Here is a 26,081-nt window from a genome sequence, read left to right as displayed (position 1 = left end):
GGAGGGCGTGGCTCAGTCCCGGGTCACGCCCTCGCACCAGATGACGGTGACCGGTTTGCCGAGTGCCCGCGCGTAGGCGACGATCTCGGCGGTGCCGCCGTGCCCGCGGGCGGGCTGCCCGTCCCAGACGGCGACGAGCCGGTCGCAGGAGTCGGCGATGTAGGTGCCGGCGGCGTAGTAGGCCTCGTCCGTGGAGCGGGCGAAGTCCATCCGGACCTCCTGGGTGGCCCGGTTCTTGAGGCCCCGGTAGCGGGCGAGGGCCTCGGCGCCTTCGAAGGCGTCCTCGTAGTCCCCGCTGGGGATCACCACGGTGAGGTCGGCGCCGTGTTCGAGGGCGATGGCGGCGAACAGCTGGTCCGCTCCCTCGGCGAGGCTGGAGAAGGCCTCCAACGGTCCTTCGTGGCCGCCCAGTACGGCGCGCAGGCCGCCCTCCACATGGCCGAGCACCGAGTCGGGAATGGCTCGGTGCCCGGTCACGCCGATTCGTTTCATGCAGAAACCAGCCTCCCCCGTGGACACGGCCGCCTGGAACATCCTCCCAGAAGGCGGGAGGACGTCCAGGGGTGCGACGGGGGCGCGTGACTCACCGTCAGTAGACGCTGACCCCGTAGGCGTTGAGGGCTTCGACCACGGGCTGGAAGAAGGTCGTGCCGCCCGAGGAGCAGTTGCCGCTGCCGCCGGAGGTGAGGCCGACGGCGCGGGTGCCCGAGTAGAGCGGGCCGCCGCTGTCGCCGGGTTCGGCGCACACGTTGGTGCGGATCATGCCGTAGACGATGTCGCCGCCGCCGTAGTTGACGGTGGCGTTGAGCCCGGTGACCCGGCCGCTGTGGATGCCGGTGGTGGAGCCGCGCCTGGTCACCGACATGTTGAGGGTGGCGTTCACGGCGCTGGTGATGTCCTGGCTGCCGACGGTTCCGGGGGGAGCCGGCGTGTTGCTGGCGTACTTGATGAGGCCGTAGTCGTTGGTCGGGAAGCTGGAGCCGACGGTGGAGCCCACGACGGCGGTGCGGGCGGAGTTGCTCCACCAGGTGCCCGCTCCGTCGGTGCAGTGCCCGGCGGTCAGTGCGTAGTAGTTGCTGCCGCTGCGCACGTTGAAGCCCAGCGAACAGCGCCAGCTCGTGGCGTAGATGGCGTCGCCGCCGGACACCAGTTTGGTGAGCTTGCCGGGGATGCGTTCGATGCGCAGGGCTCCGACGTCGGCTCCGGCCTCGCGCTTGATTCTCGCGATACCGGCCTCGGAGACCGTGGAGTCGGCGGAGACCACGAGGGTTCCGGTGGCGGGGTCGGTGTGCCAGGCGGTGCCCGCCACGTTGGCGCGCAGGACGGATGCGCCGGCCGAGGCGAGCCGGTCGGCGCTGAAGGCCGTGTCCTTGCCGTCCCGGCTGGAGTCCGCGCTCGCGGCCGTGGGGACGGCGAGCGCTGCGGCGGCGGCCAGGCCGGTGGCCGCCGCGAGCAGCCTGGTACGGGTCATGCGCTTGATCCTCACTTCTCGTCCTCCTGGAGAGGGTTGGGGGCCCGGCGGTTGTGGGGGTGCCAGAGCCCGTGAGGCGCAGCCGGGGGCACGGCGGGCGCATGAACTTTGGCCGTGCCCCTGACAAGCGCTGTCGGGAGTGTCCTGTCGTCAGATACCGGTCGCAAGAGCGGCTTTCAGCCTCCGCTCGCCCGCCGTCACCTCGAAGGGCAGCGTGTTCCCGGGCGGCGGGAAAGGGCAGATGAAGTGGTCCGCGAAGGCGCAGGGAGGCAGCGGGGAGCGGTTGAAATCCACCGCGATCGCACCTCGCGCGTCGGGTATGCCGGGCTTGGGGAAACGGAAGCGGTGGCTGGAGCGCCCGCCGGTGGCGTCGCCGAAGACGGCCCAGAGGCTGCCGTCGTCGGCGTCGACGGCGACCTGGAGGGTGTGCCCGGCTCCCCCGAAGAAGAAGACCGGCTCCCCGCCGAGGCCGAGTCCGCGCGCCCGCCCGTCGGCGTTCCCCACCTCGACGCTCCGGTCCTCGGCGTACGGCCGGAATCGCCCCGGCCGTACGAAGGCGGGGTCGTAGGGGGTGACCTCGATGCCGGTGCAGGTCCGGCGGGCCTCGGAGGCGGGGTCGCAGACGCGGACGCCCCACTCCCCCTCGCGCCGGATCACCACGATCCGGAGCTCCCCTGCGGAGAGCCGGGAGCGCGCGGGCGGGGCCTCGTCGGCGCCCAGTACGACGTCACCCGTGAAGGGCTCGCCGTCGAGACGGACGGAGTCCCCGGCGGTGGCGGTCAGCGCCACGCCGGTCTCCGTCCGGCGCCAGTGCCCCGGAACGGCCGGAATTCGACCTTCCGGGTAGTCGGCGAGCCAGAGGGTTCCGGTCAGCGCGAGGGGGCCGTAGGGCGCGGACACGGCCGCCGCCCTGCGCTCGTGCCATTCCCGCCACGCGGCGTGCGGGTCGTCTGCGTCGTCGCTCATCCCGCTCAACCCTTCCACGCGGGTCCGGACGGGAATCCCCGCGTACGCCGTCCGGACCTGTGAAATCTGAAAGAGCCTCAGCAGTCGCAGCCGCAGCAGTCACAGCTGCAGCAGCCGTCTCCGCCTCCGCCCCCGCTCCCGCTCCCGCCACCGCCGCTGGAATCACTGGTGCCGTTGCAGCAGTCGCAGCAATCACAGGAGTCGCACCACGGGTCCCGCTTCTTCCGGGACCACGGGCCCTCGTGCTCGGTGCAGCACATCTGGCAGGTGCAGAACAGCCCGATGGCCACCGCGCAGCCCGCGAGCAGTCCGCGGCGGGGCCGCTGCGGGGGCGGCGCGCCACCGAATCCGCCCGGGCCCGTGGGCGGCATCCCGGGGCCGCCCGCTCCACCACCGTACGGAGCCCCGCCGTACGGGTTCTGGCCGTAGGCGTCCTGGCCGTACGGGTTCCCGCCCTGGCCGCCGTACGGCTGGCCCGCGTACGGGTTGCCGCCCTGCCCGGCGGAGGCCGTCGCCGTGTGGCCGCAGCTGCCCGTGCCGAAGGCCCGGTCCACCGAGGTGCGCAGCTCGTGCACGAGCAGCCGGTGGGCGAGGCCCGCGTCCGTGAACTCGACCTCGCCCAGGGCCAGCCTGATGCCGTGGAGGGCGTCGTCGCAGAGCCTGCGGGCTTCGGTGAGCGAGGTCCCGGTGGCGGTGAGCGGGTTCCAGGCGCCCGCGACGGCGTCGGCGCCCTGGTCCTCCACCGCGTCCAGCAGGTGCGCGAGCCGGCCGAAGTACCGGCCGGCCTCGGCCAGCGCGGGGGCGTTGCCTGGCCGTCCGGCCAGCTGCGCGGTATGCGCGAAGGCGGCGGCCGTCGCGGTCTCCGTCGGCTCGGTCACCACGAGCACGGGGGTGCCGAGACCCGCGAGCGTCTCGATGCCCGCCTGCCGGTCCACGGCGTCGACGAGCACGGCGGTGTCGAAGCCGAGCGAGGCCCCGGTGCGGGCTCCGGCCCGGTCCCAGCCGCGGGCCACCTTGCGCGCGGCGGCGGCTATGGGAGCGCGGGCCAACAGCCCGTCCCGGTCGGCCACGTGGTCGCGCACCTTGGCGGAGGCGAGCACGAGCGAGACGGCGGCGGCGAGCCGCGCGCCCTCGCCCTGGGCCACGGAGGCGGTGCGCATCCCGCGCAGCGGGCAGGGCCCCGCGGTGCGCCGGGCCTCGGGCGCGGTACCCGACTGAGCCTCCGTCAGAACGGAGACGAGCAGCCCGTCATAGTTCGTCACGATCCGGGCGAACTGTCCGTGATCTCCCCGAAGTGCCAGGCACAGCCCGCACAGATGGGCCATCCACTCCGCCTTGAACCGCTCTCCCAACCGGTGCGTGCAAGGTCTGACGATGCCGAACAAGCTGCTTCCCCCGTGTGTCGTACGCGTGCTTGCCGGGCATCGTATCGACCCGCGCGTTTCACCCGTACGTCCGCGTCGCTCACCCGTACGGCGGCGGCGGTCGTATTTTCACTCAGTCAGCAGTGGTAGCCACCAGGATCCTTGACCGTGCAACGGATGTTCTGCACCAGTACCGTCACGAAACCCCTGCGCGGCGACTATCCACTTGGCGCGTTGTCAGCATCATGGACGAGCATAGGGGCAGCGGAGAGAAGACAGACTGACCGCGGTGAAAGGAGGCAGTCCATGGGTTCGGTGCGCAAGGCGAGTGCCTGGCTGGGTCTCGTGGAGGACAGCGACGACGAGCGCTACTACGACGACGACTACGCGGAGGCCCCCCAGGGTTCGGTGGCCGGCCCCGGCGAGCAGTGGGTCACCGACCCGCGGGTCCGGGTGGCCTCCCAGTCGGCCGTGGAGCACGGCCGTCGCATCGCGACGGTCACCCCGGACGGTTTCCGTGACGCGCGGGGCATCGGCGAGCTGTTCCGCGACGGGGTCCCGGTGATCGTCAACCTGTCGTCGATGGACCCGGGCGACGCGAAGCGCGTCGTCGACTTCGCGGCCGGACTGACCTTCGGGCTGCGCGGTTCGATCGAGCGGGTGGCGACCAGGGTCTTCCTCCTGACCCCGGCCGACACCCAGATCGTCAGCGGCGAAGCGGGCGGCCGCTCACGCGACTTCTTCAACCAGAGCTGAGCAGGGCTCTCACCGGAAGGCGTCCAGGCCGGTGAGCGCCTTGCCCAGCACCAGCTGGTGCATCTCGACGGTGCCCTCGTAGGTGAGGACCGATTCGAGATTGGTGGCGTGCCGCATGACGGGGTATTCGAGCGAGATCCCGTTGGCGCCGAGGATGGTCCGCGCGGTGCGGCAGATCTCGATGGCCTCGCGGACGTTGTTGAGCTTGCCGAAGCTGATCTGCTCCGGCCGCAGGGTGCCCGCGTCCATGCGGCGGCCCAGGTGGTGGGCGAGCAGGATGCCCTTGTGGAGTTCCAGGGCCATGTCCGCCAGTTTGGCCTGGGTGAGCTGGAAACCGCCGATCGGCTTGCCGAACTGCTCCCGCGTCCTCGCGTAGTCGAGCGCGGACTCGAAACTGGCCCGCGCCGCGCCCATGGATCCCCAGATGATCCCGTACCGCGCGTGGCTGAGGCAGCCGAGCGGCCCCTTGAGCCCGGTGACCAGCGGCAGCACCGCGTCGGCGGGCAGCCGTACGTCGTCCATCACCAGCTCGCTCGTGACGCTGGCCCGCAGCGACCACTTGTGCTTGATCTCCGGCGCGGAGAACCCGGGGGTGTCGGTGGGCACCGCGAAACCGCGGATCCCCTCGTCGGTCTGCGCCCACACCACGGCGACCGCCGCGACGGAACCGTTGGTGATCCACATCTTGCGGCCGTTCAGCACCCAGTCGGTGCCGTCGCGCTTGGCGTAGGTCCGCATCGCCGCGGGGTCCGATCCCACATCGGGCTCGGTCAGCCCGAAGCAGCCGATCAGCTCGCCCGCGGCCATGCCGGGCAGCCAGCGCTGCTTCTGCTCCTCGGAGCCGTACTTCCAGATCGCGTACATGGCGAGCGACCCCTGCACCGACACGAGCGACCGGATCCCGGAGTCGGCGGCCTCCAGCTCCAGGCAGGCGAGCCCGTACTGCACGGCGCTGGCGCCGGCACAGCCGTAGCCCTGGAGGGACATCCCGAGCGCCCCGATGCCGCCGAGCTCCCGGGCCAGCTCACGGATCCCGGGCAGCTCGCCGCTCTCGTACCACTGCGCGATGTTCGGCAGCACCCGGTCGGCGGCCCAGGCGCGGACGGTGTCCCGGACGGCGAGGTCCTCGGGCCCGAGGAGCTCGTCGAGCCCGAGCGGATCATGGGGCAGGAACGCGGACACTGGGCCTCCCGGCGGCCTGAGACAGAACCTAGCAGCGCAAGTTTTGCGCTCGCCCGAAGCTATTCGCCCGGGCCGGGCAAATCCAGCCCCCACCGACCCGGCCCCGCCGCACCACCTCAGCCCCGCCGACGTTCGAGGCGATCTTTCAGCCCCGCCGGCGTTTGAGGCGATCTTTCAGCCCCGTCGGCGTTCGAGGCGATCTTTCAGCCCCGCCGGCGTTCGAGGCGATCTTTCAGCCCCGCCGGCGTTTGAGGCGCGGGGGTCCGGGGCGGCGCCCCCGGCAACGGCGCCGCACCCGGCGGCACCGGACGGCGTCAGCCCGCCTGCTCAACCGGGGTCGGCCGCACCTCACCCTTCGCCTGCGCGGGCAACCGCACCGCCTCGCCGGCGGCCGGCGCCGCCACATCCTCCGCCGCCCCGCAATCCATCGCCCGCGGCAGCTTCAGCGCCATCACCGCCCCCGCGAACAACAGCACGGCGCTCACCAGCAACGTCACATGCAGTCCGTGCACGAACGACTGCCGCGCCGCCGCGTGCAGCGACGCCCCCGCCGGCCCCCCGAGGTGCGCCGCGATCTGGTAGGCCTCGCCCAGAGAATTCGCCGCGCCCGCCGAATCCGCCGCCGTCACCCCCGGCACGCCCACGAGCCCCGGCCGGTACGCGGCGTTCATCACGCTGCCCAGCAGTGCGATGCCCATGCCCGCGCCCAGCTGGTACGAGGTCTCGCCGATCGAGGCCGCGCCGCCCGCGGTGGCCGCCGGGGCCTCGCTCAGCATCGACTCGTACGCGGCGAACAGCGTGGTCTGCAGCCCGAAGCCGAGCAGGATGAAGCCGATGGTCAGCAGCAGCGGCCGGTCCTGCTGTCCCATGAGCGTCAGCAGCAGCACGGCCGACGCGGTCAGGACGAAGCCCAGCGACACCATCGTGCGCGGCCCGACCCGCCCCAGGGTGTACGAGCCGGTGGCGCCCGCGGCCATGGCGGCGAAGGTCAGCGGCAGCAGCCGCAGGCCGGTCTCCAGCGGGCTGAGGTGCAGCACCAGCTGCAGGTACTGGACGGCGATCAGCTCCAGGCCGACCAGGGCCAGCATGGCGAGGACGATGCAGGCGACCGAGGTGGAGAAGGCGGCCCGCGAGAACATCCGCATGTCGATCAGCGGGTGCTCGCGCCGCTTCTGCCGCCGCACGAACACCACGAGCAGCACCACACCGACCAGCAGCGGGAGCAGCGCCTCGGCGTCGAGGAGCCGGCGTTCGGCGCCCAGCCGCTTGATCCCGAGCACCGCGCCGAGTACACCGGCGGCGGCCATCAGCGCGCCGAGCACGTCCCAGGGCCCGTCCGCGGAGCCGCGCGACTCCGGCAGCAGCCAGCGGCCGAGCGGCAGGATCAGTGCCATCAGCGGGATGTTGATGAGGAAGACGGAGCCCCACCAGAAGTGCTGGACGAGGAAGCCGCCGAGCACCGGGCCGCTGGCCGCGCCGATGGCGGCGACGGCGGTCCAGATGCCGATGGCGAGCGCCCGCTCGCGCCGGTCGGGGAAGACCTGCCGCAGGATCGACAGGGTGGCGGGCATGATCATCGCCCCGCCGATGCCGAGCAGGGCGCGCGCGGCGATGAGGACCTGGGCGCTGTCGGCGAGGGCCGCTATCGCGGAGGCCGCGCCGAAGAGCCCGTAGCCGAGGAGGAGGATGCGGCGGCGGCCGACCCGGTCACCGAGGGTGCCGAAGAGGATGAGCAGCGAGGCGCAGACCAGGGGGTAGGCGTCGACGATCCACAGGAGCTCGATCGAGCCGGGGCGCAGGTCCTCGGTGACGGAGGGGACGGCGACGTGCAGGATCGTCGCGTCGAGCGCGACGAGGACCAGACTGACGCAGAGCACCGCCAGGACGACCCAGCGGTTGGTCCCACCGGAGGCGGCGTTCAGCCGCTGCCAGGGGGAAGGGGTCCGGACCCCGGCCGCGTTCGTCCCCGACATGCATGTACCTCCCAGGTGATCCCTCGCGCTCGGCGGACCAGCGTCTTGTGGAGCCACGGGGGGTGGTGCGCTGTGCGGCGTCCAACGGGGTCCGGCATCGACACGCGAGTGAACGGTCAGCGTACGCGAGTTCGTCTGCCCGACACGTGGTCAAGCTCTCATCCCTGCGGGGGCCCCGGTGTGGCGTATGCCACTCCCTCCGCCGCCCTCCTTCCCCCGTGTACACGCGCGCTCACGGCCCGTGGTTTCCGCACACCACGTCCCCCCGGCCCTTGAGGGGCATATGGCCGGCTCCACCGATAATCATTCCTGTGGAAGATCTTGGATTTCGCCGGGCCGCGCCCGCGCTGGCCGTCTTCGCGGCGGTCCGGCTGCTCGGGCTGACCGTGCTCGCGGTGTGGGGCGCGGCGGTCGGCACCAGCCCGCACACGCTGCTGTCGGCCCGCTGGGACTCGCTCTGGTACGCCCGCATCGCCGCGGAGGGGTACGGGTACGAGGTGCTCCTCCCGAACGGGGACGTTCACTCGAACCTGGCGTTCTTCCCGCTGCTGCCGTGGCTGGAACGGGTGGTCTCCGCCGCGACCGGGTTCTCGTACGGCTCCGCGGGTCTGGTGGTGTCGGTGGTCGCCGGGCTGGCCGCGGCCTGGGGGATCTTCGCGGTGGCCGATCTGGTCCACGGCCGCCGGGCCGGGGTGTTCGCGGTCGCGGTCTGGGCGGCGCTGCCGGTCGGGATCGTGCAGTCCATGGCGTACAGCGAGTCGCTGTTCACCGCCCTGGCCGCCTGGGCGCTCTACGGGGCCCTGCGCGGACGGTGGCTGACGGCGGGGCTGCTCGCGGCCGGGGCCGGGCTGACCCGCCCGGTCGGCGCGGCGGTGGTCGCGGCGGTGTGGGTGGCCGCCGCGATGGCCTGGCGGCGCGGGGAGCGGTCCTGGCGGACGGTCGCGGGGGTGCTGCTGGCTCCGGCGGGCGCGGCGGCGTACGTGCTGTGGGTCGGCGCGCGCACCGGGGGCGGCCTGCTGGGCTACCTGGACGTGCAGGGCGGCTGGGGCAACGGCTTCGACGGCGGCTGGGCGTTCGCGGGGTTCATCGGGGCGAAGCTGGCCTCGTCCGCGTTCCTCGCCGGGGTGGGGCTGATCGCGGGGGTCGTGCTGGTGCTCTGGCTGTACGGGAGGTGCGTCCGCCAGCGGCAGCCGGTGCCGCTGCTCGTGTACTGCGGGATCGTCGTGGCGCTGGCGCTGTGCGCGTCCGGGTACTTCGGCTCCAAGCCCCGGCTGTTGCTGCCCGCTTTCCCGCTGATGCTGCCGCCGGCGGTGGCGCTGGCGCGGTGGCGGACCGGGCGGGCGGCCGCGGTGGTGGGCGCGCTGGCCCTGGCCTCGGCGGTCTACGGGGCGTTCTGGCTGAACGGCTCGGGTCCTCCATAGAGCCCCCACATCACGGAATGGATCATTCCGGTCCATCTTTCAGCAAAAGAAATGACCTGTGCGGCGATAAAGTCCGGATAAGTGACCGAATCAATTCGCCGAGGCAGTGGATCAAGCAGTCGCCAACCACTGTCGAAATAACGGGAATTAAGTCCCGCGTGAGACCAACTCCACATCACATGGTCATCACAAAGCCCGCGATTCGCCCGGGCCGACCATCGACGGGCGGTAACGTCGATTGAGTGCGTACCGACCAAATCCTGACCCGTCTGGAGCGGGTGTTCGCCCGGCTGGACCGGGAACCAGAGCGACCGGCTCATCTGCAAACCCCGCAGATGAGCCGGCACCGCGTCGTACTCCTGGGATCGACCCTCGCCTTCTATCTCGCAATCGTGGTTGCCGTACTGACCACTTCCTGGCTGGTCCGCCTGGACTGGCAGATCATGTTCTTCCGGCCCTACGAGCAGTGGCCGCAGCTGCACGCCTTCCTTGACTATCTGGTCGTGCTGGGCCAGCGCGGACCCACCGCGGTCATGGTCGCCGCCTGGCTCGGCTGGCGCTCCTGGCGGCAGCACACCCTCCGCCCGCTGATCACCCTCGGCGTGGCGCTGCTGCTGCTCAACATCACCGTCGGGTCCGTCAAGCTCGGCCTCGGCCGGCTCGGTCCGCACTACGCCACGGAGATCGGATCCGCCGAACTCTTCGCCGGTGGCGATATATTCCCTTCCGGTCACACCGCCAACGCCGTGGTGACCTGGGGAATCCTGGCCTACCTGGCTTCCACCGGGGTCACCCGCCGGGTGCTGTCCGTGGTGTCCGCGGTCGTCTCGCTGAGCGTCGGCGCCACCACTGTGTACCTCGGCACCCACTGGGTCAGCGACGTCCTGCTCGGATGGTCCGCGGGCCTGCTGATCCTGCTGGCCCTCCCCTGGTTCGAGCCGCTCATCGCGCGGACCGAGGCCTACGTCTTCGACGTGCGCGAGCTGCTGCGCCGCCGCGCCGAGACCGGCCGGATGCCCGCGCCGGTCGTCTCCGTGCTCACCCCGCTGCTCTCGGCGGGCGGCAAGTGGCAGTTGCGGAGCCCCGCCGAGACCGCTGCCGGCGCCGCCGAGGAGCCGGTCCCGCAGCCCGTCACGGCCACCGTGGCCGCGGCGGCCACGGTGGCACCCACGAGCACCGTGGCCACCACGAGCGCCGCAGCCACCGCGAGCGCCGCGACCGCCGTCACCGCGCACTCCCCCACCGCCCGGCCCGCCGTGCACCCGGCCGGCCGGCCGCACGTGATCCGCTCCGAGCGGACCCCGGTCACGCCGGTCGGCAGCCGCCGCCCGGCGCACACCGAACGGGCCCCCGCCCGGGGGGCCGCGGCCCGTCCGGTGGCCGGCGGCTGACGTCCCGCCGCGGGGGCGGTACGCACCCCCTCTCCCCGCGGCGCACGAAGGCGGGCCAGGTCCTCGGACCTGGCCCGCCTTCGCCGTTCGTCAGCGCCACGCCCGGACGTTCGTCCGTCCCGGGTCACGCTTGTGTCACAGAATATCAACAGCCGCAAATTGTTTACCGGTCCGCGACACGCCCGGCGTTCAGGCGGTTTGGAATTTGCGCCGAACTCTGCCGAATTCCTGTCCGGGATTGCCACGATCCTCTTGGACCAGACCAGTTGAATCACCCTCAGCTCCCCTACATTTCCTTCACTTCCCCGGTCTCCACGGCCCTCCCCAGGAGATCCCGCGCGGCCCTGATCCGATCCGTCAGCTCGGGCGGCTCGACCACTTCGAACTCACAACCGAGCAGCATGACGTGAATCACCAGAACGTCCAGGTTGACCGCCCCGGTGCGCAGCAGACAGCTCTGCCCGTCGACCGGTTCCAGGACCCCGTCGCTTGGCCCGATGATCCGTGCCGCGTCCTGCGCCGAAACCTTCAGCCGCACCACCGCGCGGGCCGCGTACGCCCGCTGCGACACGCCCGCGGAGACGTACGCGGCGAGGTCCTCGGCGGGCGCCGGGCGCGGGGTGAACCGCGGTCCGTGCGGAGGCCTGGGCTCGATCCGGTCCGCGCGGAAGGTCCGCCACGCCTCCCGGTCCAGGTCCCAGGCGACCAGGTACCAGCGCCGCTCGGTGCACACCAGCCGGTGCGGTTCGACGGTGCGGCGGCTGACGTTCCCCTCGTGGTCGCGGTACCCGAAGCGCAGCCGCTCGCCGTCCCGGCAGACCGAGGCCAGCTCGGTCAGCACCGAGGGGTCCACGGTGGACCGCTGGGCGCCGCGCAGCATCGGTACGGTGAACTCGTTGAGCGCGGACACCCTGCGGCGCAGCCGTGACGGCAGCACCTGCTCCAGCTTCGCGAGGGCGCGTACGGAGGCCTCCCCGATGCCCTCGACCCCGTTCCCGGCGGCGGTCCGCAGGCCCACGGCGACGGCCACGGCCTCGTCGTCGTCCAGCAGCAGCGGCGGCAGCTCGGCCCCGGCGCCCAGTTGGTAGCCGCCGCCGGTCCCGGGGCTGGCGTTCACCGGATACCCGAGCTCCCGCAGCCGGTCCACGTCGCGCCGGACCGTCCGCGCGGTGACCCCGAGGCGGTCCGCGAGATCGGCCCCGGTCCATTCGCGGTGGGCCTGCAGCAGGGACAGCAGGCGCAGCAGTCGTGCGGAGGTATCGAGCATCCCCAGAGTCTGCCAGCGCGTTGCGACCGGCCGGGCCTCAGCAGACCAGCGGTGGCGCCTCGGCTCCGCTGAGCTCGACGAGCGCGCAGAGGGTCTTCAGGGAGACCTTCCAGACCCCGTCCTCCAGCACCACGGTCCCCTTGCTGCCGGGCAGTACCGTCTCGTCGCCGACCTTCAGGTCGTAGGTCACCTCGGCCTCGGTGGGCGAGGTGAAGGTGACGCCGGTGACCTCGACGGAGGTCTTGGCCGCCTCGGCACCGGCCGAGAAGCCGTCCAGCAGCACCTTGAGCAGGTCGCCGTGCTGCAACAGCCCGGCCTTCTCGTCGGTCGGGGTCTTCGGGTCGAAGAACGCGGTCCAGTTCTTCTCGATCTGTTCCTTGGCCGCCTCGGGATCCGCGGGCCCGTCCGCGGCCGGCAGGATCAGGACCGCGGCCGGCGGTGGGCCCGGGGGCTCCGCCGCCACCGCGGGCGAGGACCACCCCACGGCCGCCGGTACGGCCAGCAGGACCGCGGCCGCCGTGCAGGCCGCGGCACGTACGGGTGCGCGCGGGTGCACGTGTGGGTGGGCGCGTAGGGGTCTGCTCTGGGCCATCTGGCTCACCACCGGTGTCCGAGCGAGCCGTTCGGCCCGTCGTTTCCAGGGTCAGCGCCCGCACGGCATCGCGCAACGCGCGGACGGCCCGGGCGCCCCGGTCAGGGACGCGGGGCCGGTGGCGGAGCGGCCGGAGCGGTGACCGGCACGGGCACGTGCGCCGGCACGGGCGTCGCCACGGGCACGGGCGCCGGCACGGGCTCCGGCACGGGCTCGGGCGGGAGCTGCGGCGGGGCGGTGGGCTCCGGGGTGGGGACGACCAGCAGCATGCCCACCACGAGGGCCTCCGGCTTCGGCCCGATCCGCTCCCGGTTCGCCGCGTACAGGGCCCGCCACCCGCCCCGGACCCGGTGCTTGCGGGCGATCGACACCAGCGTGTCGCCGTCCCGCACCGCGTGCATCCGTCCGGCCAGCCCGTACCGCTTGGAGCACACCGGCCACGCGTTCCAGCCCTGCGAGCCGAGGACCTCCTCCGCGACCCGGATCTGCTGTACGCGGCTGGCCAGGTCGGCCCGTTTCGCGAACGCCAGCCCGCCGTACTCCTCCCACGTCGGCTGCCAGAACTGCAGCCCCCCGTAGAAGCCGTTGCCGGTGTTCACCGCCCACCGCCCACCGCTCTCGCAGTCGGCCACGCAGTCCCAGGGCCATTCCCCGCCCGGTCCGCAGTCCCCCGGCCCGTCCCCGATCACACCGGGCGAGCCTGGGTGCGCCGCCCCGGCCGGCCCGGGCGCCGGTGGCGGCGGAGCCACGGCCGCGGCCGCGGCCGCGCGGGGCTGTACGAGCGCCAGCACGGCGGCGAGCACGACGGCGCCGCCGGATACGGCCCGCCAGGTCCGGTGGTTGGGCATCGGGTCACGCTACGCAGCCACCCGCGGCCCCCTTCGGCCCGCCACGCGGCAGGTCACCGCACACCACCCGGTCGGCCGACCGCCACCACCGGCCCAAACGACCACACATGGGCATCAACGGAGCACAAATAGAAAAGAGTTGGCACGAAAGCGAAGCTCCGGTCGCACGGTTCACCCTTCCGGGGGCCAGGTTCGAATCCGTTCCCTCAAATGGCGTGACCCCGGCCGCCGCTCGGCCGTTGAGCCCGGCGAGCCGGGAGCCTCCCGGACCCGCACCTATGCCGAGGAGCCACCCCGTGCCGCGCATGCTCGACGTCAGTGATGAGGTACGTGCCGAGATCGGTGACGAAGAAGCCGACAGGCTGCTCGTCGGCGAAGACGCGCCGCGCAGTTACGACTGCACCTCCTGCCGTACCCCGGGCGACCCCGAGAACGACCGCACCAGCACGGTGCTGTTCGTCGGCGAGGAGACCGCAGTCCTCGCCTTCGCCCACGCCACCTGCATCCCCTCGCAGGTGGTCTCGGTCTCCGAGGAGCAGCTCCAGGGCGCCGTCCGCAGCATCACCGGCGACAGCCCGGCCGCCGCCGGCGGCCCCGGCGCCGCCCCGCAGAACGTGCCCGGCGGCCAGGCCGTCCTCGGCATCACCAGCGGCCTGATCCTGATCGCCGGGGAGCTGCACCCCGCCCTGGTCGTCGAGCCGACCGCGCCCATCGCCCGCCCCGGCAGCGACGGCCCCGGCGACGACTTCCTGCCGCTCCTCATCGAGCAGGGCTTCATCCCGGTCACCGACACCTCCGAGGTCCCCGCCGTCCTCGGCGGCTGGTCGGTCCTGCTCGCCGCGGGCCAGCTGCACGCCGTACTGCAGCCGGGCCACGACGGCGGCGGCCAGGTCGCCTGGTGGCAGGCGCACCAGGCGCTGTCGGTCACCGACGGCTGGCGGGCCGCCGTCAACAAGACCCAGCGCGTGCTCATCTACGCCGCCCCGGTCGGCTCCATCGGCCAGCAGCCCCGTGAGGACCTGCTGCGCGACGCGCTGGACAAGGCCGCCGCCGCGGGCAAGCTCGTGGCCGCCGCGATGCCGCTGGCGGGTACGCCCGGCGCCTGATCCCAGCCGGTACGAGAACGGCCGCCCAGCCCCCGCCGAGGGGGCCGGGCGGCGTGCGCCGGGGGTGTGCGGTCCGTCCCGCACACCCCCGGCGATCTGCGTTTCGTCCCCCGTCACCCCGCATCCGCAGCGCGCCGGTTTCGTTGGCTGGTACGTGCATTCATACGACTCCTCCCGCGCCCCGTCCTATCCGAGCACCGTCCCCGCGATGCGTCCCGCACGGGACCGGGACACCCCTCCGGCCGTCTCGCACACCCCGATCTACGACACGCTGTACTCGGAGTACCTGCGCGCCTTCCGGGCGCTGCCGGGCGACCGTACCGGCGAGGAGGACCACGGGTTCACGTCCTTCTCCTACGGGGGCTCGTACACGGGCGGCAGCTCGTACGGCAGCGGTTGGAACGGTTCCGCGTGGCAGCGCGTCGACGGCTGGCAGCCCTCGTACACCCCGCAGCCGCTGCCGGCGTACTCCTACGCGAGCACCCCCGGATACGCCGACGGGCGGCAGCACCAGACCGGGATGACGCACATCCCGGCGGCCCTGCCGCCCGCTCCGCGCCGGGGTTACTGACCCCTCGGAGTGTTCCGCCCGGCTACTTCTTCTTCTTGTACTGGGCGCCGCGCTTCTCGCGCACCCGCACCGAGATGTGGATCGGGGTGCCGTCGAAGCCGAACTCCTCGCGCAGGCGGCGCTCGATGAAGCGCCGGTAGCCGTGCTCCAGGAAGCCGGAGGCGAAGAGGACGAACCGCGGCGGCTTGCTGCCCGCCTGGGTACCGAACAGGATGCGGGGCTGCTTGCCGCCACGGATCGGGTGCGGGTGGGCGGCGACGACCTCACCGAGGAAGGCGTTCAGCCGGCCGGTGGGGACGCGCGTCTCCCAGCCCGCCAGCGCCGTCTCGATCGCCGGGACCAGCTTCTCCATGTGGCGGCCGGTGAGCGCCGAGACGTTCACCCGGGGCGCCCACGAGACCTGCTGCATCTCGGTCTCGATCTCGCGCTCGAGGTAGTAGCGGCGCTCCTCGTCGAGCTCGTCCCACTTGTTGTACGCGATCACGATCGCGCGGCCCGCCTCGACGGCCATCGTGATGATGCGCTGGTCCTGGACGCTGATGGTCTCGGTGGTGTCGATCAGGATCACCGCGACCTCCGCCTTCTCGACGGCGGCGGCCGTGCGCAGGGAGGCGTAGTAGTCGGCGCCCTGCTGCAGGTGGACCTTCTTGCGGATACCGGCGGTGTCGACGAACTTCCAGGTGATGCCACCGAGTTCGATCAGCTCGTCGACCGGGTCGCGGGTGGTGCCGGCCAGCTCGTTGACGACGACGCGGTCCTCCTTCGCCACCTTGTTCAGGAGCGAGGACTTGCCGACGTTCGGGCGGCCGATCAGCGCGATGCGGCGCGGGCCGCCGGGGGCGGCGCCGCCGAAGGTCTGCGCGGGGGCCTCGGGCAGGGCCTCCAGGACGGCGTCGAGCATGTCGCCGGTGCCGCGGCCGTGCAGCGAGGAGACCGGGTGCGGCATACCGAGGCCGAGCGACCACAGGGAGGCCGCGTCGGCTTCGCCGCTCTGGCCGTCGACCTTGTTGGCGCACAGCACGACGGGCTTGCCCGCCTTGCGCAGCAGGCGTACGACGGCCTCGTCGGTGTCGGTGGCGCCGACCTTGGAGTCGACGACGAAGACGACCGCGTCGGCGGCCTCGATGGCGTATTCGGCCTGGGCGGCGACGGAGGCGTCGATGCCGAGGACGTCCTGCTCCCAGCCGCCGGTGTCGACGACCTTGAAGCGGCGGCCGGCCCATTCGGCCTCGTACGTGACGCGGTCGCGGGTGACGCCGGGCTTGTCCTCGACGACCGCCTCGCGGCGGCCGATGATCCGGTTCACCAGGGTCGACTTGCCGACATTCGGGCGGCCGACGACGGCGAGGACGGGAAGCGGGCCGTGACCGGCCTCCTCGATCGCGCCTTCGACCTCTTCGATGTCGAAGCCCTCTTCCGCGGCGAGCTCCATGAACTCCGCGTACTCGGCATCGCCAAGTGCTCCGTGGTCGTGCTGGTCGTTCATGAAGTCCGTTCCTCGTCGTTCGTGGTGGTCGGTGGTACCCGCGCAGCGCGGTTCCACTACTGGTTTCAAGTCTCGCTCAGCGCCCGGTGAGGCGCTTGGCGTCGGCCAGGTGGGCGGTCAGCCGGTCCTGGATGCGTACGGTGGCCTCGTCCAGCGCGGTACGGGTACGGCGGCCACTGCCGTCACCCGCGTCGAAGGCCGAGCCGAAGACGACGTCGACCCGGCTCTTGAGGGCCGGCAGGCCCTTGACGACCCGGCCCGGGGTGTCCCCGCTGCCCAGGACGGCCACGGGGACGATGGGTGCGCCGCTGCGGACCGCGAAGTACGCGAGGCCCGCGCGCAGCGAGGCGAAGTCGCCCTCGCCCCGGCTGCCCTCGGGAAATATCCCCAGGGCCCCTCCATTGTCGAGCACGCCGAGGGCGCGGCCTATCGCCGTCCGGTCGGGGCCGCCGCGGTCGACCTTGACCTGCCCGATCCCGTCGAGGAAGGGACCGAGCGGGCCCACGTACGCTTCCTTCTTGATCAGGAAGTGCAGCGGCCGGGGCGCGGTGCCCATGACCATGGGGCCGTCGATGTTGTGCGAGTGGTTCACGGCGAGGATGACGGGGCCCGAGGCGGGCACCTTCCAGGCCCCCAGTACGCGCGGCTTCCAGAGCCCGTACATGAGCCCGATGCCGATGCGCCTGCCGACCGCCGCACCCTTGAGGGAGGGCGCTTGGCTCACTTGCGGACCGCCCGCTTCTCTTCCACCAGCGTCACGACGCACTCGATCACCTGGTCGAGCGTGAGTTCGGTGGTGTCCACCTCGACGGCGTCGTCGGCCTTGGCCAGCGGGGAGGTCTTGCGGCCGGAGTCGGCCGCGTCGCGCTTGATCAGCGCCTCCTTGGTGGCCACGAGGTCGGCGGCCTCCTTGCCGCGGAGCTCGCCGCTGCGCCGGGCGGCGCGCGCCTCGGCGGAAGCGGTCAGGAAGATCTTGAGGTCGGCGTCGGGCAGGACGGTGGTGCCGATGTCCCGGCCCTCGACGACGATCCCGTCGGCCTCCTGGGCCGCCTCGGCGGCGATGGAGCGCTGCAGGTCGGTGATCAGGGTGCGCACCTCGGGGACGGCGCTGACGGCGCTGACCTTGGAGGTGACCTCCTGGGTCCGGATGGGACCGGCGGCGTCGAGGCCGTCCACGGTGATGGTGGGGGCGGCCGGGTCGGTGCCGGACACGATGGTGGGCTTGCCGGCGGCGATCGCGATGGCCTGCGGGTCGTCGGTGTCGACGCCGTTGGTGATCATCCACCAGGTGATGGCCCGGTACTGGGCGCCGGTGTCCAGGTAGCGCAGCCCGAGCTTGGCGGCCACGGCCTTGGAGGTGCTGGACTTGCCCGTGCCGGAGGGACCGTCGATGGCGACGATCACGGCGGACGGAGCTGCGGTTTCCACGGTGCGGGCACCTTCCTGGTTGCGCGTACGTGTCCGGGCGCGGCAAAGCGCCCCTCCCCAAGGTTACCGGCCCCGGACGGCCCCCGTCCCCGCCGTATGTTCCGGGGGCCGGCCGGCCCCCGGAAGCCGCCCTGCCGCTCCGCTACTGCTGCCGCAGCGCCCAGCCCCGCTCGCGCAGCTCGGCGGTCAGGCCGGCCACCGCCCGCGGCTCCACCATGAGCTGGACGAGGCCGGCCTGCTGGCCCGTCGCGTGCTCGATCCGTACGTCCTCGATGTTGACCCCGGCCCGCCCCGCGTCGGCGAAGATCCGCGCCAGCTCACCGGGCTGGTCGCTGATGAGCACGGCCACCGTCTCGTAGACCGTGGGTGCCGCGCCGTGCTTGCCCGGCACCCGGACCCGTCCCGCGTTGCCGCGGCGGAGCACGTCCTCGATGCCCGCGGCGCCGCCGCGCCGCTTCTCCACGTCGGCGGACTGCAGGCCCCGCAGTGCCTCCACGGTCTCCTCCAGGTCGGCGGCGATCCCCGCGAGGACGTCGGCCACCGGTCCCGGGTTGGCCGACAGGATCTCCACCCACATCCGCGGGTCGGAGGCCGCGATCCGGGTCACGTCGCGGATGCCCTGCCCGCACAGCCGGACCGCCGTCTCGTCGGCCTCCTCCAGCCGGGCCGCGACCATGCTGGAGACCAGCTGCGGGGTGTGCGAGACGAGCGCCACCGCGCGGTCGTGGGCGTCGGCGTCCATCACCACCGGTACGGCCCGGGACAGGGCCACCAGCTCCAGTGCGAGGTTGAGCACCTCGTGGTCGGTGTCCCGGGTGGGGGTCAGCACCCACGGGCGGCCCTCGAAGAGGTCCGCGGTGGCGGCGAGCGGCCCCGACTGCTCCTTGCCTGCCATCGGGTGCGTCCCGATGTACGCGGTGACGTCCACGCCGAGGGCCGCCAGCTCCCGCCGCGGTCCGCCCTTGACGCTGGCCACGTCCACGTAGGCGCGCGCGACCCCGCGTCCGATCAGGTCGGCCAGGGTCGCGGCCACGTGGGCCGGCGGTACGGCGACGATCGCGAGGTCGACCTGCTCCTTGGGGACCTCGTCGATGCCGGCCCCGAGGGCGGCCGCCGTACGGGCCCGGTCCGGGTCGTGGTCGGCGAGGTGGACGGTGATCCCCCGGGCGGACAGGGCGAGCGCCGCGGAGGTGCCGATCAGTCCGGTTCCGATGACGACGGCGGTTCTCACGAGGCACTCCCAGGGGACGAAAAGGCGAGCTGACGGACTGTCCGGCCAGGGTAACCAGCACCCGCCGCACGAGGGCCCGACCGCCCATCCCGTGGGACGGCGGCCGGGCCCTCGTGCGGCGCTGTCGGGCGGTCAGAACTTCTGCGCGCGGATGATGTCCTCGAGCGAACCGGCCGGAAGCTGCCCTTCCGGGCTCAGCTTGTCGACGGCCGCCGGCAGCGCCTGTGCGATCTGGTCGGCGGCCTCCTGCGGGCTGACACCGGCCTGCGCGGCCGCCTTCTGCAGGGCCTCGTCGGGCAGCGCCTCGGCGATCTGGGCTCCGCTGACCGACTGGTTGTCGCCGGTGCCGATCCAGGACTGGGCCTGGTCGGCGAGGCCCGACTTGGTCAGCATGTCCAGCAGCCCGCCGAGCGGATTGCTCCCGCCGGCCCGGGAACCGCCGGCCCCGCCCATGAGGGCGCCGAGCAGCGCACCGAGGACGTTGCCGCCGCCGGAGCCCGCGCCCTGACCGCCGCTCCCACCCAGGAGGCCGCCGAGCAGAGAGCCGAGGTCGTTACCCGCCATCGTCGTGCCTTTCGCAGAGGGACCGGGCCGCGCGGACAGCGGCGCACCCGGCTTCGGGACACGGACAATGTCACCCATGGCGGACCATGCCGCCACCTGGCGCACACGTCCGCGCCCCCTGCGGTAGAACGATCCGCATGATCTTCCACATCGTCCCGCTCACCGACTGGGCCGCCGCGCCCGAGCTCCCGTACGCCCCGCCGTCGCTGGGGGCGGAGGGGTTCGTCCACTGTTCCGCGGACCGCCCCACGGCACTGGCGATCGTCGACGCGCACTACCGGTCGGTACCCGGGATCCTGCTCGCGGTGGAGCTCGACGAGGGCGCGCTGACCGCCGAGGTCCGCCGGGAGAGTGATTCCGGTGGCCGATATCCACATGTTCACGGTCCGCTGAACCGGGAAGCCGTGATCCACGTGTGGGAGGTCGTACGCACACCCGGCAGCCCTGCCTCACTGGCCCCATGGGAACCGGGCCGATGAACCGGCGCGGCAGGCTTCACCTGAGGCCCGCCGCAGGCCAGGATGCTGCACGCCATCCGGCCACGAAGCGAGGAGAGACTCATGAGCGACCTCACGCACACCGCCCGGCGCACGGTACTGACGATCGGCGCGGCCACCCTGGCCGGCGGCGCGATCACCGCCTGCGGCGGTGGAAGCGGCGAAAAGGCTTCCCCGGGGGAGCCGAACGACGCGGCCGTCCAGCCCGCCGCCCCGGCTCCCGCCACCCCGTCGGACGCGGGCGCAGCGGCCGGCAAGGCCCTCACCAAGAAGGCGGACGTGCCGGTGGGCGGCGGCAAGGTCTTCAAGGAGGAGAAGGTCGTGGTCACCCAGCCCAAGGCCGGCACCTTCAAATGCTTCACGGCGGTCTGCCCCCACCAGGGCTGCCTGGTCAACAAGGTGGAGGACGGCAGCATCGACTGCCCGTGCCACAACAGCAAGTTCGCGATCGCCGACGGCGCGGTGACCAAGGGCCCGGCCACCAAGGGGCTGGCGGAGAAGAAGATCAACGTCGCGGCGGACGGCAATATCTCGCTCGCATAGCGGCAGGTCAGGCGCCTACGCTCCCCAGATGGACGATCTGACGCTGGTACGGGACCACACGGTCTACCGGTGCGTGATGGGCTCCCGGGCGTTCGGACTGGCGACGGAGGCGAGCGACACCGACCTGCGCGGTGTCTACCTCGCCCCGACGCCGCTGTTCTGGCGGTTCGAGAAGCCCCCCACGCACGTGGAGGGCCCGCGGGACGAGGAGTTCTCCTGGGAGCTGGAGCGCTTCTGCGAACTCGCCCTGCGGGCCAACCCGAACATCCTGGAGTGCCTGCACTCCCCCCTGGTGGAAGAGGTCACCCCGGTCGGCGAGGAACTGCTCTCCCTCCGCGGGGCCTTCCTCTCCCGCCGGGCCCACACCAGCTTCAGCCGGTACGCGGCCTCCCAGCGCGGCAAGCTCCTCGCGGACGTCCGCGTCCACGGCGCCCCGCGCTGGAAGCACGCCATGCACCTGCTGCGCCTGCTGCTGTCCTGCCGTGACCTCCTGCGCACCGGCCGGCTGACCATCGACGCCGGCCCGCACCGCGACCGCCTGCTCGCGGTCCGCCGCGGCGAGCTGACCTGGGAGGAGGTCGATGCCTGGATGGCCCGCCTCCAGGAGGAGTGCGAGGCGGCCCTCGCCACCACCCCGCTTCCGGAGGCACCGGACCTCGCCCGCGTGGCGGACTTCCTCCTCCGCACCCGCCGTGCCTCGGCCGCCGTCCACCTCTAGCTCGGTGTGCGCGGAGCCCGCCCTCGCCGGCCCGGCCCTGTGGACGGCCCGCGCCGTGGGGAACCGGCTGGCCGTATGGCAGGTGTACGGGGATTCACCGGCCGTCCGCGAGCGGCTCGGGCTCCCCCGGGACCCGCCTGAAACGGCGTTTCGCGAACGGCGACCTGCGGAATCGTGATCGCTCCGGGGGCTCTCGCAGAACTCTCACAGATGTTCATCTATGAGAGACCGTCATCAGCGCTGCGACGAGCAACCGGGCCTCGCCCCCGAAGTGTGTCTCCAGGACGGGGAGTGCGCGCCCCGAGGCACGCTCACACGTCGCGGCGCCTGATGACGAGCACGGCGAGTGCGACCGTGATCAGCGGCCAGAGCGCGTACACGATCCAGGAGCCGGGGACCGTGGCGGTGTAGCCGAGGGATCCGGGATCCGGCTCCCAGCTCTGGACCAGGCGCTTCCAGGCGGCCGACACCATCGCGTGGTTGATGTCCGCCGACCAGCGATCGCTCTCCGAGAACATGGGCGGCAGCATCAGCAGGGTCAAGACGCTGGTGACCATGGTCGCAGCGCTGTGCCGGAGCAGGACGCCGAGGCCCAGACCGATCAGTGCGCAGACCGGGGCCAGCAGGGCGGATGCCGCCAGCGCCCGGAACACCCCGGGGTGAGTGAGCGGGACCCCGGCGTGCCGACCGCTGAGGACGGCCTGGGAGACCAGGAAGGAACCGGTGGAGATGACCGTGCCGACCGCGGTCCACAGCGCGGCGGTGACGGCCGCCTTGGCCAGCACCACCGAGCCGCGGGCCGGGACGGCCACGGCGGTGGTGCGGATCAGCCCGCTGCCGTACTCGCTCACCACGGTGAGGGCGCCCATGGTGCTGGCGACGAGCATCAGCGTCCAGTAGCCGGCCGGCGGATAGGCGTCGTAGGGCAGGAAATCGGCGGGACCGGAGCGGGCGGCGTTGTCCGCGAGCGTGGCCACGGCGGAGGACCCGATGACGAACAGGACGGTGAGTGCGATCGTCCACGGCGTGGAGCGCAGGGACCGCATCTTGATCCACTCGGAGGCGAGCAGGTCGCGGAAGCGGGCGGGTGGCCCGGCGAGGGGCGCGGCCGAGGCGGTCGGGGGGATGGAGGCGAGTGTGGTCATCGGGGCTGTCCTGCCTGGTATTCGACGCTGTCGGCGGTGAGTTCCATGAAGGCCGCCTCCAGTGAGGCGGTGTGGGTGGTCAGCTCGTCCAGCCGGATGCGGTTCTCGAAGGCGAGCGCTCCGATCCGGTCCGCCGGGAGCCCGGTCACGGCGAGTTTCTCGGCGCCCGCCGAGCCTTCCGGCTCGACCGTGGCGCCCGCCGCGGTCAGCACGGCTGCCAGCTCGGCGGTCTGCGGTGTCCCGACCACGACGCTGCGACGGGTGCCGCGGGCCGCGAAGTCCCGTACCGACTCGGCGGCGATGAGGCGGCCCCGGCCGATGACTACCAGCTGGTCGGCGGTGTTCTCCATTTCCGACATCAGGTGGCTGGAGAGGAAGACCGTACGTCCCTCGGCGGCCAGACGCCGGAAGAGCCTGCGTACCCAGAGCACGCCCTCCGGGTCCATGCCGTTGATCGGCTCGTCGAACATGAGCACGGGCGGGTCGCCGAGCAGGGCGGTGGCGATCCCCAGCCGCTGCTTCATGCCGAGGGAGAATCCGCCGATGCGACGGCTCGCCGCCTCGGCCAGCCCCACTTCCTGGAGCACCTCGTCCACCCGGCGCCGCGGGATGCCGTTGCTGCGGGCCAGGGCGGACAGGTGGGCGGCGGCGCTGCGGCCGCCGTGGACCTGTCCGGCGTCGAGGAGGGCGCCGACGTGCCGCAGGCCGCGCGCGTGGTGGTGGAAGGGGACGCCACTGACGGTGGCGGAGCCGGTGGTGGGCGCGTCCAGGCCGAGGATCATCCGCAGGGTGGTGGACTTGCCGGCTCCGTTGGGGCCGAGGAATCCGGTGACCTGGCCCGGCCGCACGGTGAAGGACAGATGGTCGACGGCCGTCTTGCTGCCGTAGCGCTTGCTGAGTTCGTTGACTTCGATCACGGCACCCACACTGCCGAGAGGACCCCGTCCGCACATGGGGCCGTGGGAGGCAATCGTGCGGCCGGGTTAGCCCGTGGGCGTACGTCCCGGGGCTAATGCCGCGCGGGCGGTGGGCCGGTCGGTCCCGAGACGCGTCGCGGGACGAGACGACGAGCGGAACAACAAGGTCAGGGGCCGACGTACTCGAAGACGCCGCCGTACGGGTGCCGCAGCACCGCACGGCGGCCGTTCGGGGTGGGCTGAATGGGCATCACGATTTCGGCCCCTCCCGCCTCCGCCTCCTCTACTGCCGCGTCGAGGTCGGCGACGGTGAGAGTCGCCGCCACGCCCGCGACGCGCTGCACCGCCTCATCAGGCCCGGCAAACAGGAGGAAAGGTCCGACGCCGGCCAGGGTGACCCCGGCAAAGGCGAACCGCGAGGCGCTGCTTCCAGTCAGCCTCTCGTAGAAGGGAACAGCCGCATCCAGATCCTCCACGCGCTGTCGCACGACCACTGAATCTATAGCCATGATCAACACCATCCCCTCTTCATACGCGCCCGCGAAGGTCATCCTGCAGACCCGCAAACCGCGGAGCGCCCGTCACGTTCGAGACGCCGTTCGACGCCGGACCTTAAACGACGAGCTCAGGGCGCGGTGCCCGTCGAACTTCTGTTGCGCCCTGTCGGACAGTTCGCGTCTGCGGCCCTCGCGGCTACGCGTCCGTGGCGCCCCGTGCCGCCGCCGGGCCGAGGGAGTCGACGTCCTCCATGAAGCTCAGCATCCGGGCGTTGACCAGCTCGGGGTGGTCGATCTGCGGTCCGTGACCGGTCGCGGCGACGATCTCGGCGCGGGCGCCGGGGATCAGGCGCGGTACGCGTTCCAGCTGCCGCTTGGGGTGCACGAGCAGGCTGCGCTTGCCCATGATCAGGTAGAACGGCGTCCGGATGGAGCCCAGTTCCGCGTCCGACAGGGGCAGCGGGGCGGGGCGGCGGATCCGGTAGGCCTTCACGCTGGCCTGGATCATCGCGCGCAGCTCGGGAACGATGATCACCGGCTGTTCCAGCCATGCAGCGAGGCGGGGGCGCCACGCCTTGGGGGCGTAGGTGGCGAAGAGGCTGGCGAAGATCCATACGAAGAAGCGCAGGCCGACCTTCTCCAGACCGCCCGGGTCCAGGGCGGTGACCGAGGCAAGCCGCCCGGGCCGAAGGTGGGCCTCGTTGATGACCAGCCAGCCGCCGTACGACGAGCCGACCAGGTGGACCTTGTCGAGGCCCAGCGCGTCGAGGGCCTCGTCCATCCACTGCGCCGCGCGCTCGGGCTGCCACATCGGTTCGCGCTGGACGCTGCGGCCGGGGTCGCCGGGAGTGTCGAGGGCGTAGACGGGGCGCTCGGCGCTGAGGGCAAGGGTGTTGGGGTACCACTGGGCGGAGCAGCCTCCCGAACCGTGTATCAGGACCACGGGCGTGCGCGACTCGGCTGCCGGGTCGACGGGTCCGTACCGGTAGACGTGGGTGGTGCCGAAGCTCGTCTCGACGTCCGTCTCGGAGCGGACGGGCGCTCCCTTCGCGTAGAGGACCTCGCAGGTGGCGAAGTACCGGTCGCGCAGCTCGTCATTTACGTAGTGACCGATGTCGCGGCGCACTCGGGTCGTGTTCTCGGGCACGGGGCACCTCCGGAAGATCCGTTCTTCGTGATACGAACGTACCATATGGTTGATACGGCGGTACCATGAAGATGTTCGGACCGAGCCGGACTGTGAGTCCCTGAACCACCCACCCCACCCACGGCCGGAGACAGCACTGATGCCAAAGCGCGTGGACCACGCGGAACGGCGCACCCAGATCGCCGAAGCGCTCATCCAAGTCGCGGGGCGGCGAGGGCTGCACGCCGTCGGCATGCGCGACGTGGCCGCCGAGGCCGGTGTATCCCTCCGGCTCGTGCAGTACTACTTCGAGACCAAGGAGAAGCTGCTCTTCTACGGACTCCAGCACCTGACCGACCGCTTCACCGCCCGCGTGGGCGCCCGCCTGGCCGCCGCCGGTCCGGCCCCGGGCCCGCGCGCGACGATCGAGGCGCTGCTGCTGGCATCCCTGCCGACCGACCAGGAGAGCCGGACCTTCCACCTCCTGTACAGCTCCTACTCGATCCTGTCCGTGACCGACGGAGCACTCGCCGCGCAGCCCTTCATCGACAACCCCGACGCGGCCGAGAACGCCCTGACCGGCTTGATCGAAGGAGCCCAGGCGGCAGGCCTGGCCGATCCCGGCGCCGACGCACGCACCGAGGCCATCAGCCTGCTCGCCATGACCGCGACCATGGGCACCAGCATCCTCGTCGCCCAGCGGACACCAGAGTCAGCCATCGCCGTACTCCGCCACCACCTCGACCGCATCTTCACCGCCGGCGGCCACACCGCCCCGGCCGCCGGACAACGGACAGACGCCCGTACCTGTCCATGATTTCGGCTCGAACGGCAGCAGGTGGCCGGGGGTGACGCCCTGTGGATTCGAGTGCGGGTGTGTGGGTGGGGCGGTATCCGTCACATGGCACGCGTGGCCGGCGCCGTTGCCGTCTGCGGCGGCTCGGACGTCGAAAAGACGGTGTGGTGTCCGCCGAGACCGACCTCCGCGAATGCCTCCAGGCCCGGCCTCACCCGACCGCGG

27 protein-coding genes are annotated in these 26,081 nt (G+C 72.3%); 9 read left to right on the top strand and 18 right to left on the bottom strand.

Going from position 1 to position 26,081, the window contains the following annotated elements; all coding sequences use genetic code 11:
• Positions 1–12: 12 nt before the first annotated feature.
• The 4 genes from ACFY04_RS35980 to ACFY04_RS35965 form a co-directional block, all read right to left on the bottom strand.
• Positions 13–492, bottom strand: coding sequence for a hypothetical protein (locus tag ACFY04_RS35980; RefSeq protein WP_389123645.1), 480 nt, complete (start codon positions 490–492; stop codon positions 13–15).
• Between the two features lie 97 nt (positions 493–589).
• Positions 590–1,486 (bottom strand): S1 family peptidase, encoded by an 897-nt coding sequence (locus ACFY04_RS35975; protein ID WP_389123642.1) that lies wholly within the window; start codon positions 1,484–1,486, stop codon positions 590–592.
• A gap of 135 nt (positions 1,487–1,621) precedes the next feature.
• Complete coding sequence (locus ACFY04_RS35970; RefSeq protein WP_389123639.1) at positions 1,622–2,437, bottom strand: DUF1684 domain-containing protein; 816 nt, start codon at positions 2,435–2,437, stop codon at positions 1,622–1,624.
• 77 nt (positions 2,438–2,514) lie between these two features.
• A complete protein-coding gene (locus tag ACFY04_RS35965; protein ID WP_389123636.1) occupies positions 2,515–3,822 on the bottom strand; it encodes a DUF5685 family protein in 1,308 nt (435 codons plus the stop codon).
• A 285-nt stretch (positions 3,823–4,107) separates the two neighbouring features.
• On the opposite strand from ACFY04_RS35965, the gene ACFY04_RS35960 reads away from it, so the two are divergent.
• Entirely contained in the window at positions 4,108–4,557 is a 450-nt protein-coding gene (locus ACFY04_RS35960; protein ID WP_373041407.1) for a cell division protein SepF, read from the top strand.
• Between the two features lie 9 nt (positions 4,558–4,566).
• On the opposite strand, the gene ACFY04_RS35955 is transcribed toward ACFY04_RS35960, so the two are convergent.
• The gene (locus ACFY04_RS35955; protein ID WP_189739730.1) at positions 4,567–5,739 is read right to left on the bottom strand and encodes an acyl-CoA dehydrogenase family protein; all 1,173 of its coding nucleotides are present in this window, start codon (positions 5,737–5,739) and stop codon (positions 4,567–4,569) included.
• 314 nt (positions 5,740–6,053) lie between these two features.
• Positions 6,054–7,712, bottom strand: coding sequence for an MFS transporter (locus tag ACFY04_RS35950; RefSeq protein ID WP_389123634.1), 1,659 nt, complete (start codon positions 7,710–7,712; stop codon positions 6,054–6,056).
• 305 nt (positions 7,713–8,017) lie between these two features.
• On the opposite strand from ACFY04_RS35950, the gene ACFY04_RS35945 reads away from it, so the two are divergent.
• Both ACFY04_RS35945 and ACFY04_RS35940 read left to right on the top strand, forming a co-directional pair.
• Positions 8,018–9,133, top strand: coding sequence for a hypothetical protein (locus ACFY04_RS35945; RefSeq protein ID WP_389123761.1), 1,116 nt, complete (start codon positions 8,018–8,020; stop codon positions 9,131–9,133).
• A gap of 242 nt (positions 9,134–9,375) precedes the next feature.
• On the top strand, positions 9,376–10,524 hold the full coding sequence (locus ACFY04_RS35940; protein WP_389123631.1) for a phosphatase PAP2 family protein: 1,149 nt from the start codon (positions 9,376–9,378) through the stop codon (positions 10,522–10,524).
• A 286-nt stretch (positions 10,525–10,810) separates the two neighbouring features.
• Here the strand turns inward: ACFY04_RS35940 and ACFY04_RS35935 are convergent, their stop codons facing one another.
• The 3 genes from ACFY04_RS35935 to ACFY04_RS35925 form a co-directional block, all read right to left on the bottom strand.
• Complete coding sequence (locus tag ACFY04_RS35935) at positions 10,811–11,791, bottom strand: helix-turn-helix transcriptional regulator (protein ID WP_373046256.1); 981 nt, start codon at positions 11,789–11,791, stop codon at positions 10,811–10,813.
• A gap of 37 nt (positions 11,792–11,828) precedes the next feature.
• Positions 11,829–12,383 (bottom strand): hypothetical protein, encoded by a 555-nt coding sequence (locus ACFY04_RS35930; protein ID WP_389123628.1) that lies wholly within the window; start codon positions 12,381–12,383, stop codon positions 11,829–11,831.
• A 101-nt stretch (positions 12,384–12,484) separates the two neighbouring features.
• Positions 12,485–13,231 carry a transglycosylase family protein gene (locus ACFY04_RS35925; RefSeq protein ID WP_389123625.1) on the bottom strand — a complete coding sequence of 249 codons (747 nt, stop codon included), beginning with the start codon at positions 13,229–13,231 and terminating at the stop codon, positions 12,485–12,487.
• Between the two features lie 296 nt (positions 13,232–13,527).
• On the opposite strand from ACFY04_RS35925, the gene ACFY04_RS35920 reads away from it, so the two are divergent.
• Complete coding sequence (locus ACFY04_RS35920; protein ID WP_389123622.1) at positions 13,528–14,337, top strand: hypothetical protein; 810 nt, start codon at positions 13,528–13,530, stop codon at positions 14,335–14,337.
• Positions 14,338–14,545: 208 nt separating this feature from the next.
• Positions 14,546–14,908, top strand: a complete 363-nt coding sequence (locus ACFY04_RS35915) for a hypothetical protein (protein WP_389123619.1) — start codon at positions 14,546–14,548, stop codon at positions 14,906–14,908.
• Between the two features lie 22 nt (positions 14,909–14,930).
• Here the strand turns inward: ACFY04_RS35915 and der are convergent, their stop codons facing one another.
• The 5 genes from der to ACFY04_RS35890 form a co-directional block, all read right to left on the bottom strand.
• Positions 14,931–16,394, bottom strand: a complete 1,464-nt coding sequence (gene der / locus ACFY04_RS35910; RefSeq protein WP_301372070.1) for a ribosome biogenesis GTPase Der — start codon at positions 16,392–16,394, stop codon at positions 14,931–14,933.
• Positions 16,395–16,470: 76 nt separating this feature from the next.
• The gene (locus ACFY04_RS35905; RefSeq protein WP_389123759.1) at positions 16,471–17,058 is read right to left on the bottom strand and encodes a lysophospholipid acyltransferase family protein; all 588 of its coding nucleotides are present in this window, start codon (positions 17,056–17,058) and stop codon (positions 16,471–16,473) included.
• A 56-nt stretch (positions 17,059–17,114) separates the two neighbouring features.
• Positions 17,115–17,822 (bottom strand): (d)CMP kinase, encoded by a 708-nt coding sequence (gene cmk, locus ACFY04_RS35900; RefSeq protein ID WP_389123616.1) that lies wholly within the window; start codon positions 17,820–17,822, stop codon positions 17,115–17,117.
• Between the two features lie 142 nt (positions 17,823–17,964).
• Positions 17,965–19,053, bottom strand: a complete 1,089-nt coding sequence (locus ACFY04_RS35895) for a prephenate dehydrogenase (RefSeq protein ID WP_389123613.1) — start codon at positions 19,051–19,053, stop codon at positions 17,965–17,967.
• 132 nt (positions 19,054–19,185) lie between these two features.
• Complete coding sequence (locus tag ACFY04_RS35890; protein ID WP_389123611.1) at positions 19,186–19,695, bottom strand: YidB family protein; 510 nt, start codon at positions 19,693–19,695, stop codon at positions 19,186–19,188.
• 59 nt (positions 19,696–19,754) lie between these two features.
• On the opposite strand from ACFY04_RS35890, the gene ACFY04_RS35885 reads away from it, so the two are divergent.
• The 3 genes from ACFY04_RS35885 to ACFY04_RS35875 all read left to right on the top strand — a co-directional run bounded on the left by ACFY04_RS35885 (position 19,755) and on the right by ACFY04_RS35875 (position 21,375).
• Positions 19,755–20,096 (top strand): DUF952 domain-containing protein, encoded by a 342-nt coding sequence (locus ACFY04_RS35885; RefSeq protein ID WP_389123609.1) that lies wholly within the window; start codon positions 19,755–19,757, stop codon positions 20,094–20,096.
• Between the two features lie 81 nt (positions 20,097–20,177).
• Entirely contained in the window at positions 20,178–20,657 is a 480-nt protein-coding gene (locus ACFY04_RS35880; protein ID WP_389123606.1) for a Rieske (2Fe-2S) protein, read from the top strand.
• Positions 20,658–20,685: 28 nt separating this feature from the next.
• Entirely contained in the window at positions 20,686–21,375 is a 690-nt protein-coding gene (locus ACFY04_RS35875) for a DNA polymerase beta superfamily protein (protein ID WP_389123603.1), read from the top strand.
• Positions 21,376–21,686: 311 nt separating this feature from the next.
• On the opposite strand, the gene ACFY04_RS35870 is transcribed toward ACFY04_RS35875, so the two are convergent.
• From ACFY04_RS35870 to ACFY04_RS35855, 4 genes are all read right to left on the bottom strand, one after another.
• Complete coding sequence (locus ACFY04_RS35870) at positions 21,687–22,520, bottom strand: ABC transporter permease (protein WP_389123600.1); 834 nt, start codon at positions 22,518–22,520, stop codon at positions 21,687–21,689.
• Positions 22,517–23,437, bottom strand: coding sequence for an ATP-binding cassette domain-containing protein (locus ACFY04_RS35865; RefSeq protein WP_389123598.1), 921 nt, complete (start codon positions 23,435–23,437; stop codon positions 22,517–22,519). The genes ACFY04_RS35870 and ACFY04_RS35865 overlap by 4 nt, the downstream gene beginning before the upstream one ends.
• Before the next feature lie 167 nt (positions 23,438–23,604).
• On the bottom strand, positions 23,605–23,988 hold the full coding sequence (locus ACFY04_RS35860; RefSeq protein WP_389123596.1) for a VOC family protein: 384 nt from the start codon (positions 23,986–23,988) through the stop codon (positions 23,605–23,607).
• A 142-nt stretch (positions 23,989–24,130) separates the two neighbouring features.
• On the bottom strand, positions 24,131–25,081 hold the full coding sequence (locus tag ACFY04_RS35855; protein WP_389123593.1) for an alpha/beta fold hydrolase: 951 nt from the start codon (positions 25,079–25,081) through the stop codon (positions 24,131–24,133).
• A gap of 139 nt (positions 25,082–25,220) precedes the next feature.
• Between ACFY04_RS35855 and ACFY04_RS35850 the strand changes: the two genes are divergently transcribed.
• Positions 25,221–25,877 carry a TetR/AcrR family transcriptional regulator gene (locus ACFY04_RS35850; RefSeq protein ID WP_389123590.1) on the top strand — a complete coding sequence of 219 codons (657 nt, stop codon included), beginning with the start codon at positions 25,221–25,223 and terminating at the stop codon, positions 25,875–25,877.
• Positions 25,878–26,081: the final 204 nt, after the last annotated feature.

Source organism: Streptomyces sp. NPDC001549, from assembly GCF_042894025.1.
GTDB classification, from domain to species: domain Bacteria; phylum Actinomycetota; class Actinomycetes; order Streptomycetales; family Streptomycetaceae; genus Streptomyces; species Streptomyces kutzneri.
This window is presented reverse-complemented; position numbering and strand designations above follow the sequence as displayed.

Coding starts and splice junctions, on each gene's coding strand:
- ACFY04_RS35980 (WP_389123645.1), bottom strand. CDS start 492: ATGAAACGAATCGGCGTGACCGGGCACCGAGCCATTCCCGACTCGGTG.
- ACFY04_RS35970 (WP_389123639.1), bottom strand. CDS start 2,437: ATGAGCGACGACGCAGACGACCCGCACGCCGCGTGGCGGGAATGGCAC.
- ACFY04_RS35960 (WP_373041407.1), top strand. CDS start 4,108: ATGGGTTCGGTGCGCAAGGCGAGTGCCTGGCTGGGTCTCGTGGAGGAC.
- ACFY04_RS35950 (WP_389123634.1), bottom strand. CDS start 7,712: ATGTCGGGGACGAACGCGGCCGGGGTCCGGACCCCTTCCCCCTGGCAG.
- ACFY04_RS35935 (WP_373046256.1), bottom strand. CDS start 11,791: ATGCTCGATACCTCCGCACGACTGCTGCGCCTGCTGTCCCTGCTGCAG.
- ACFY04_RS35930 (WP_389123628.1), bottom strand. CDS start 12,383: ATGGCCCAGAGCAGACCCCTACGCGCCCACCCACACGTGCACCCGCGC.
- ACFY04_RS35925 (WP_389123625.1), bottom strand. CDS start 13,231: ATGCCCAACCACCGGACCTGGCGGGCCGTATCCGGCGGCGCCGTCGTG.
- ACFY04_RS35915 (WP_389123619.1), top strand. CDS start 14,546: ATGCGTCCCGCACGGGACCGGGACACCCCTCCGGCCGTCTCGCACACC.
- der (WP_301372070.1), bottom strand. CDS start 16,394: ATGAACGACCAGCACGACCACGGAGCACTTGGCGATGCCGAGTACGCG.
- ACFY04_RS35905 (WP_389123759.1), bottom strand. CDS start 17,058: ATGTACGGGCTCTGGAAGCCGCGCGTACTGGGGGCCTGGAAGGTGCCC.
- ACFY04_RS35890 (WP_389123611.1), bottom strand. CDS start 19,695: ATGGGTGACATTGTCCGTGTCCCGAAGCCGGGTGCGCCGCTGTCCGCG.
- ACFY04_RS35885 (WP_389123609.1), top strand. CDS start 19,755: ATGATCTTCCACATCGTCCCGCTCACCGACTGGGCCGCCGCGCCCGAG.
- ACFY04_RS35880 (WP_389123606.1), top strand. CDS start 20,178: ATGAGCGACCTCACGCACACCGCCCGGCGCACGGTACTGACGATCGGC.
- ACFY04_RS35875 (WP_389123603.1), top strand. CDS start 20,686: ATGGACGATCTGACGCTGGTACGGGACCACACGGTCTACCGGTGCGTG.
- ACFY04_RS35870 (WP_389123600.1), bottom strand. CDS start 22,520: ATGACCACACTCGCCTCCATCCCCCCGACCGCCTCGGCCGCGCCCCTC.
- ACFY04_RS35860 (WP_389123596.1), bottom strand. CDS start 23,988: ATGACCTTCGCGGGCGCGTATGAAGAGGGGATGGTGTTGATCATGGCT.
- ACFY04_RS35850 (WP_389123590.1), top strand. CDS start 25,221: ATGCCAAAGCGCGTGGACCACGCGGAACGGCGCACCCAGATCGCCGAA.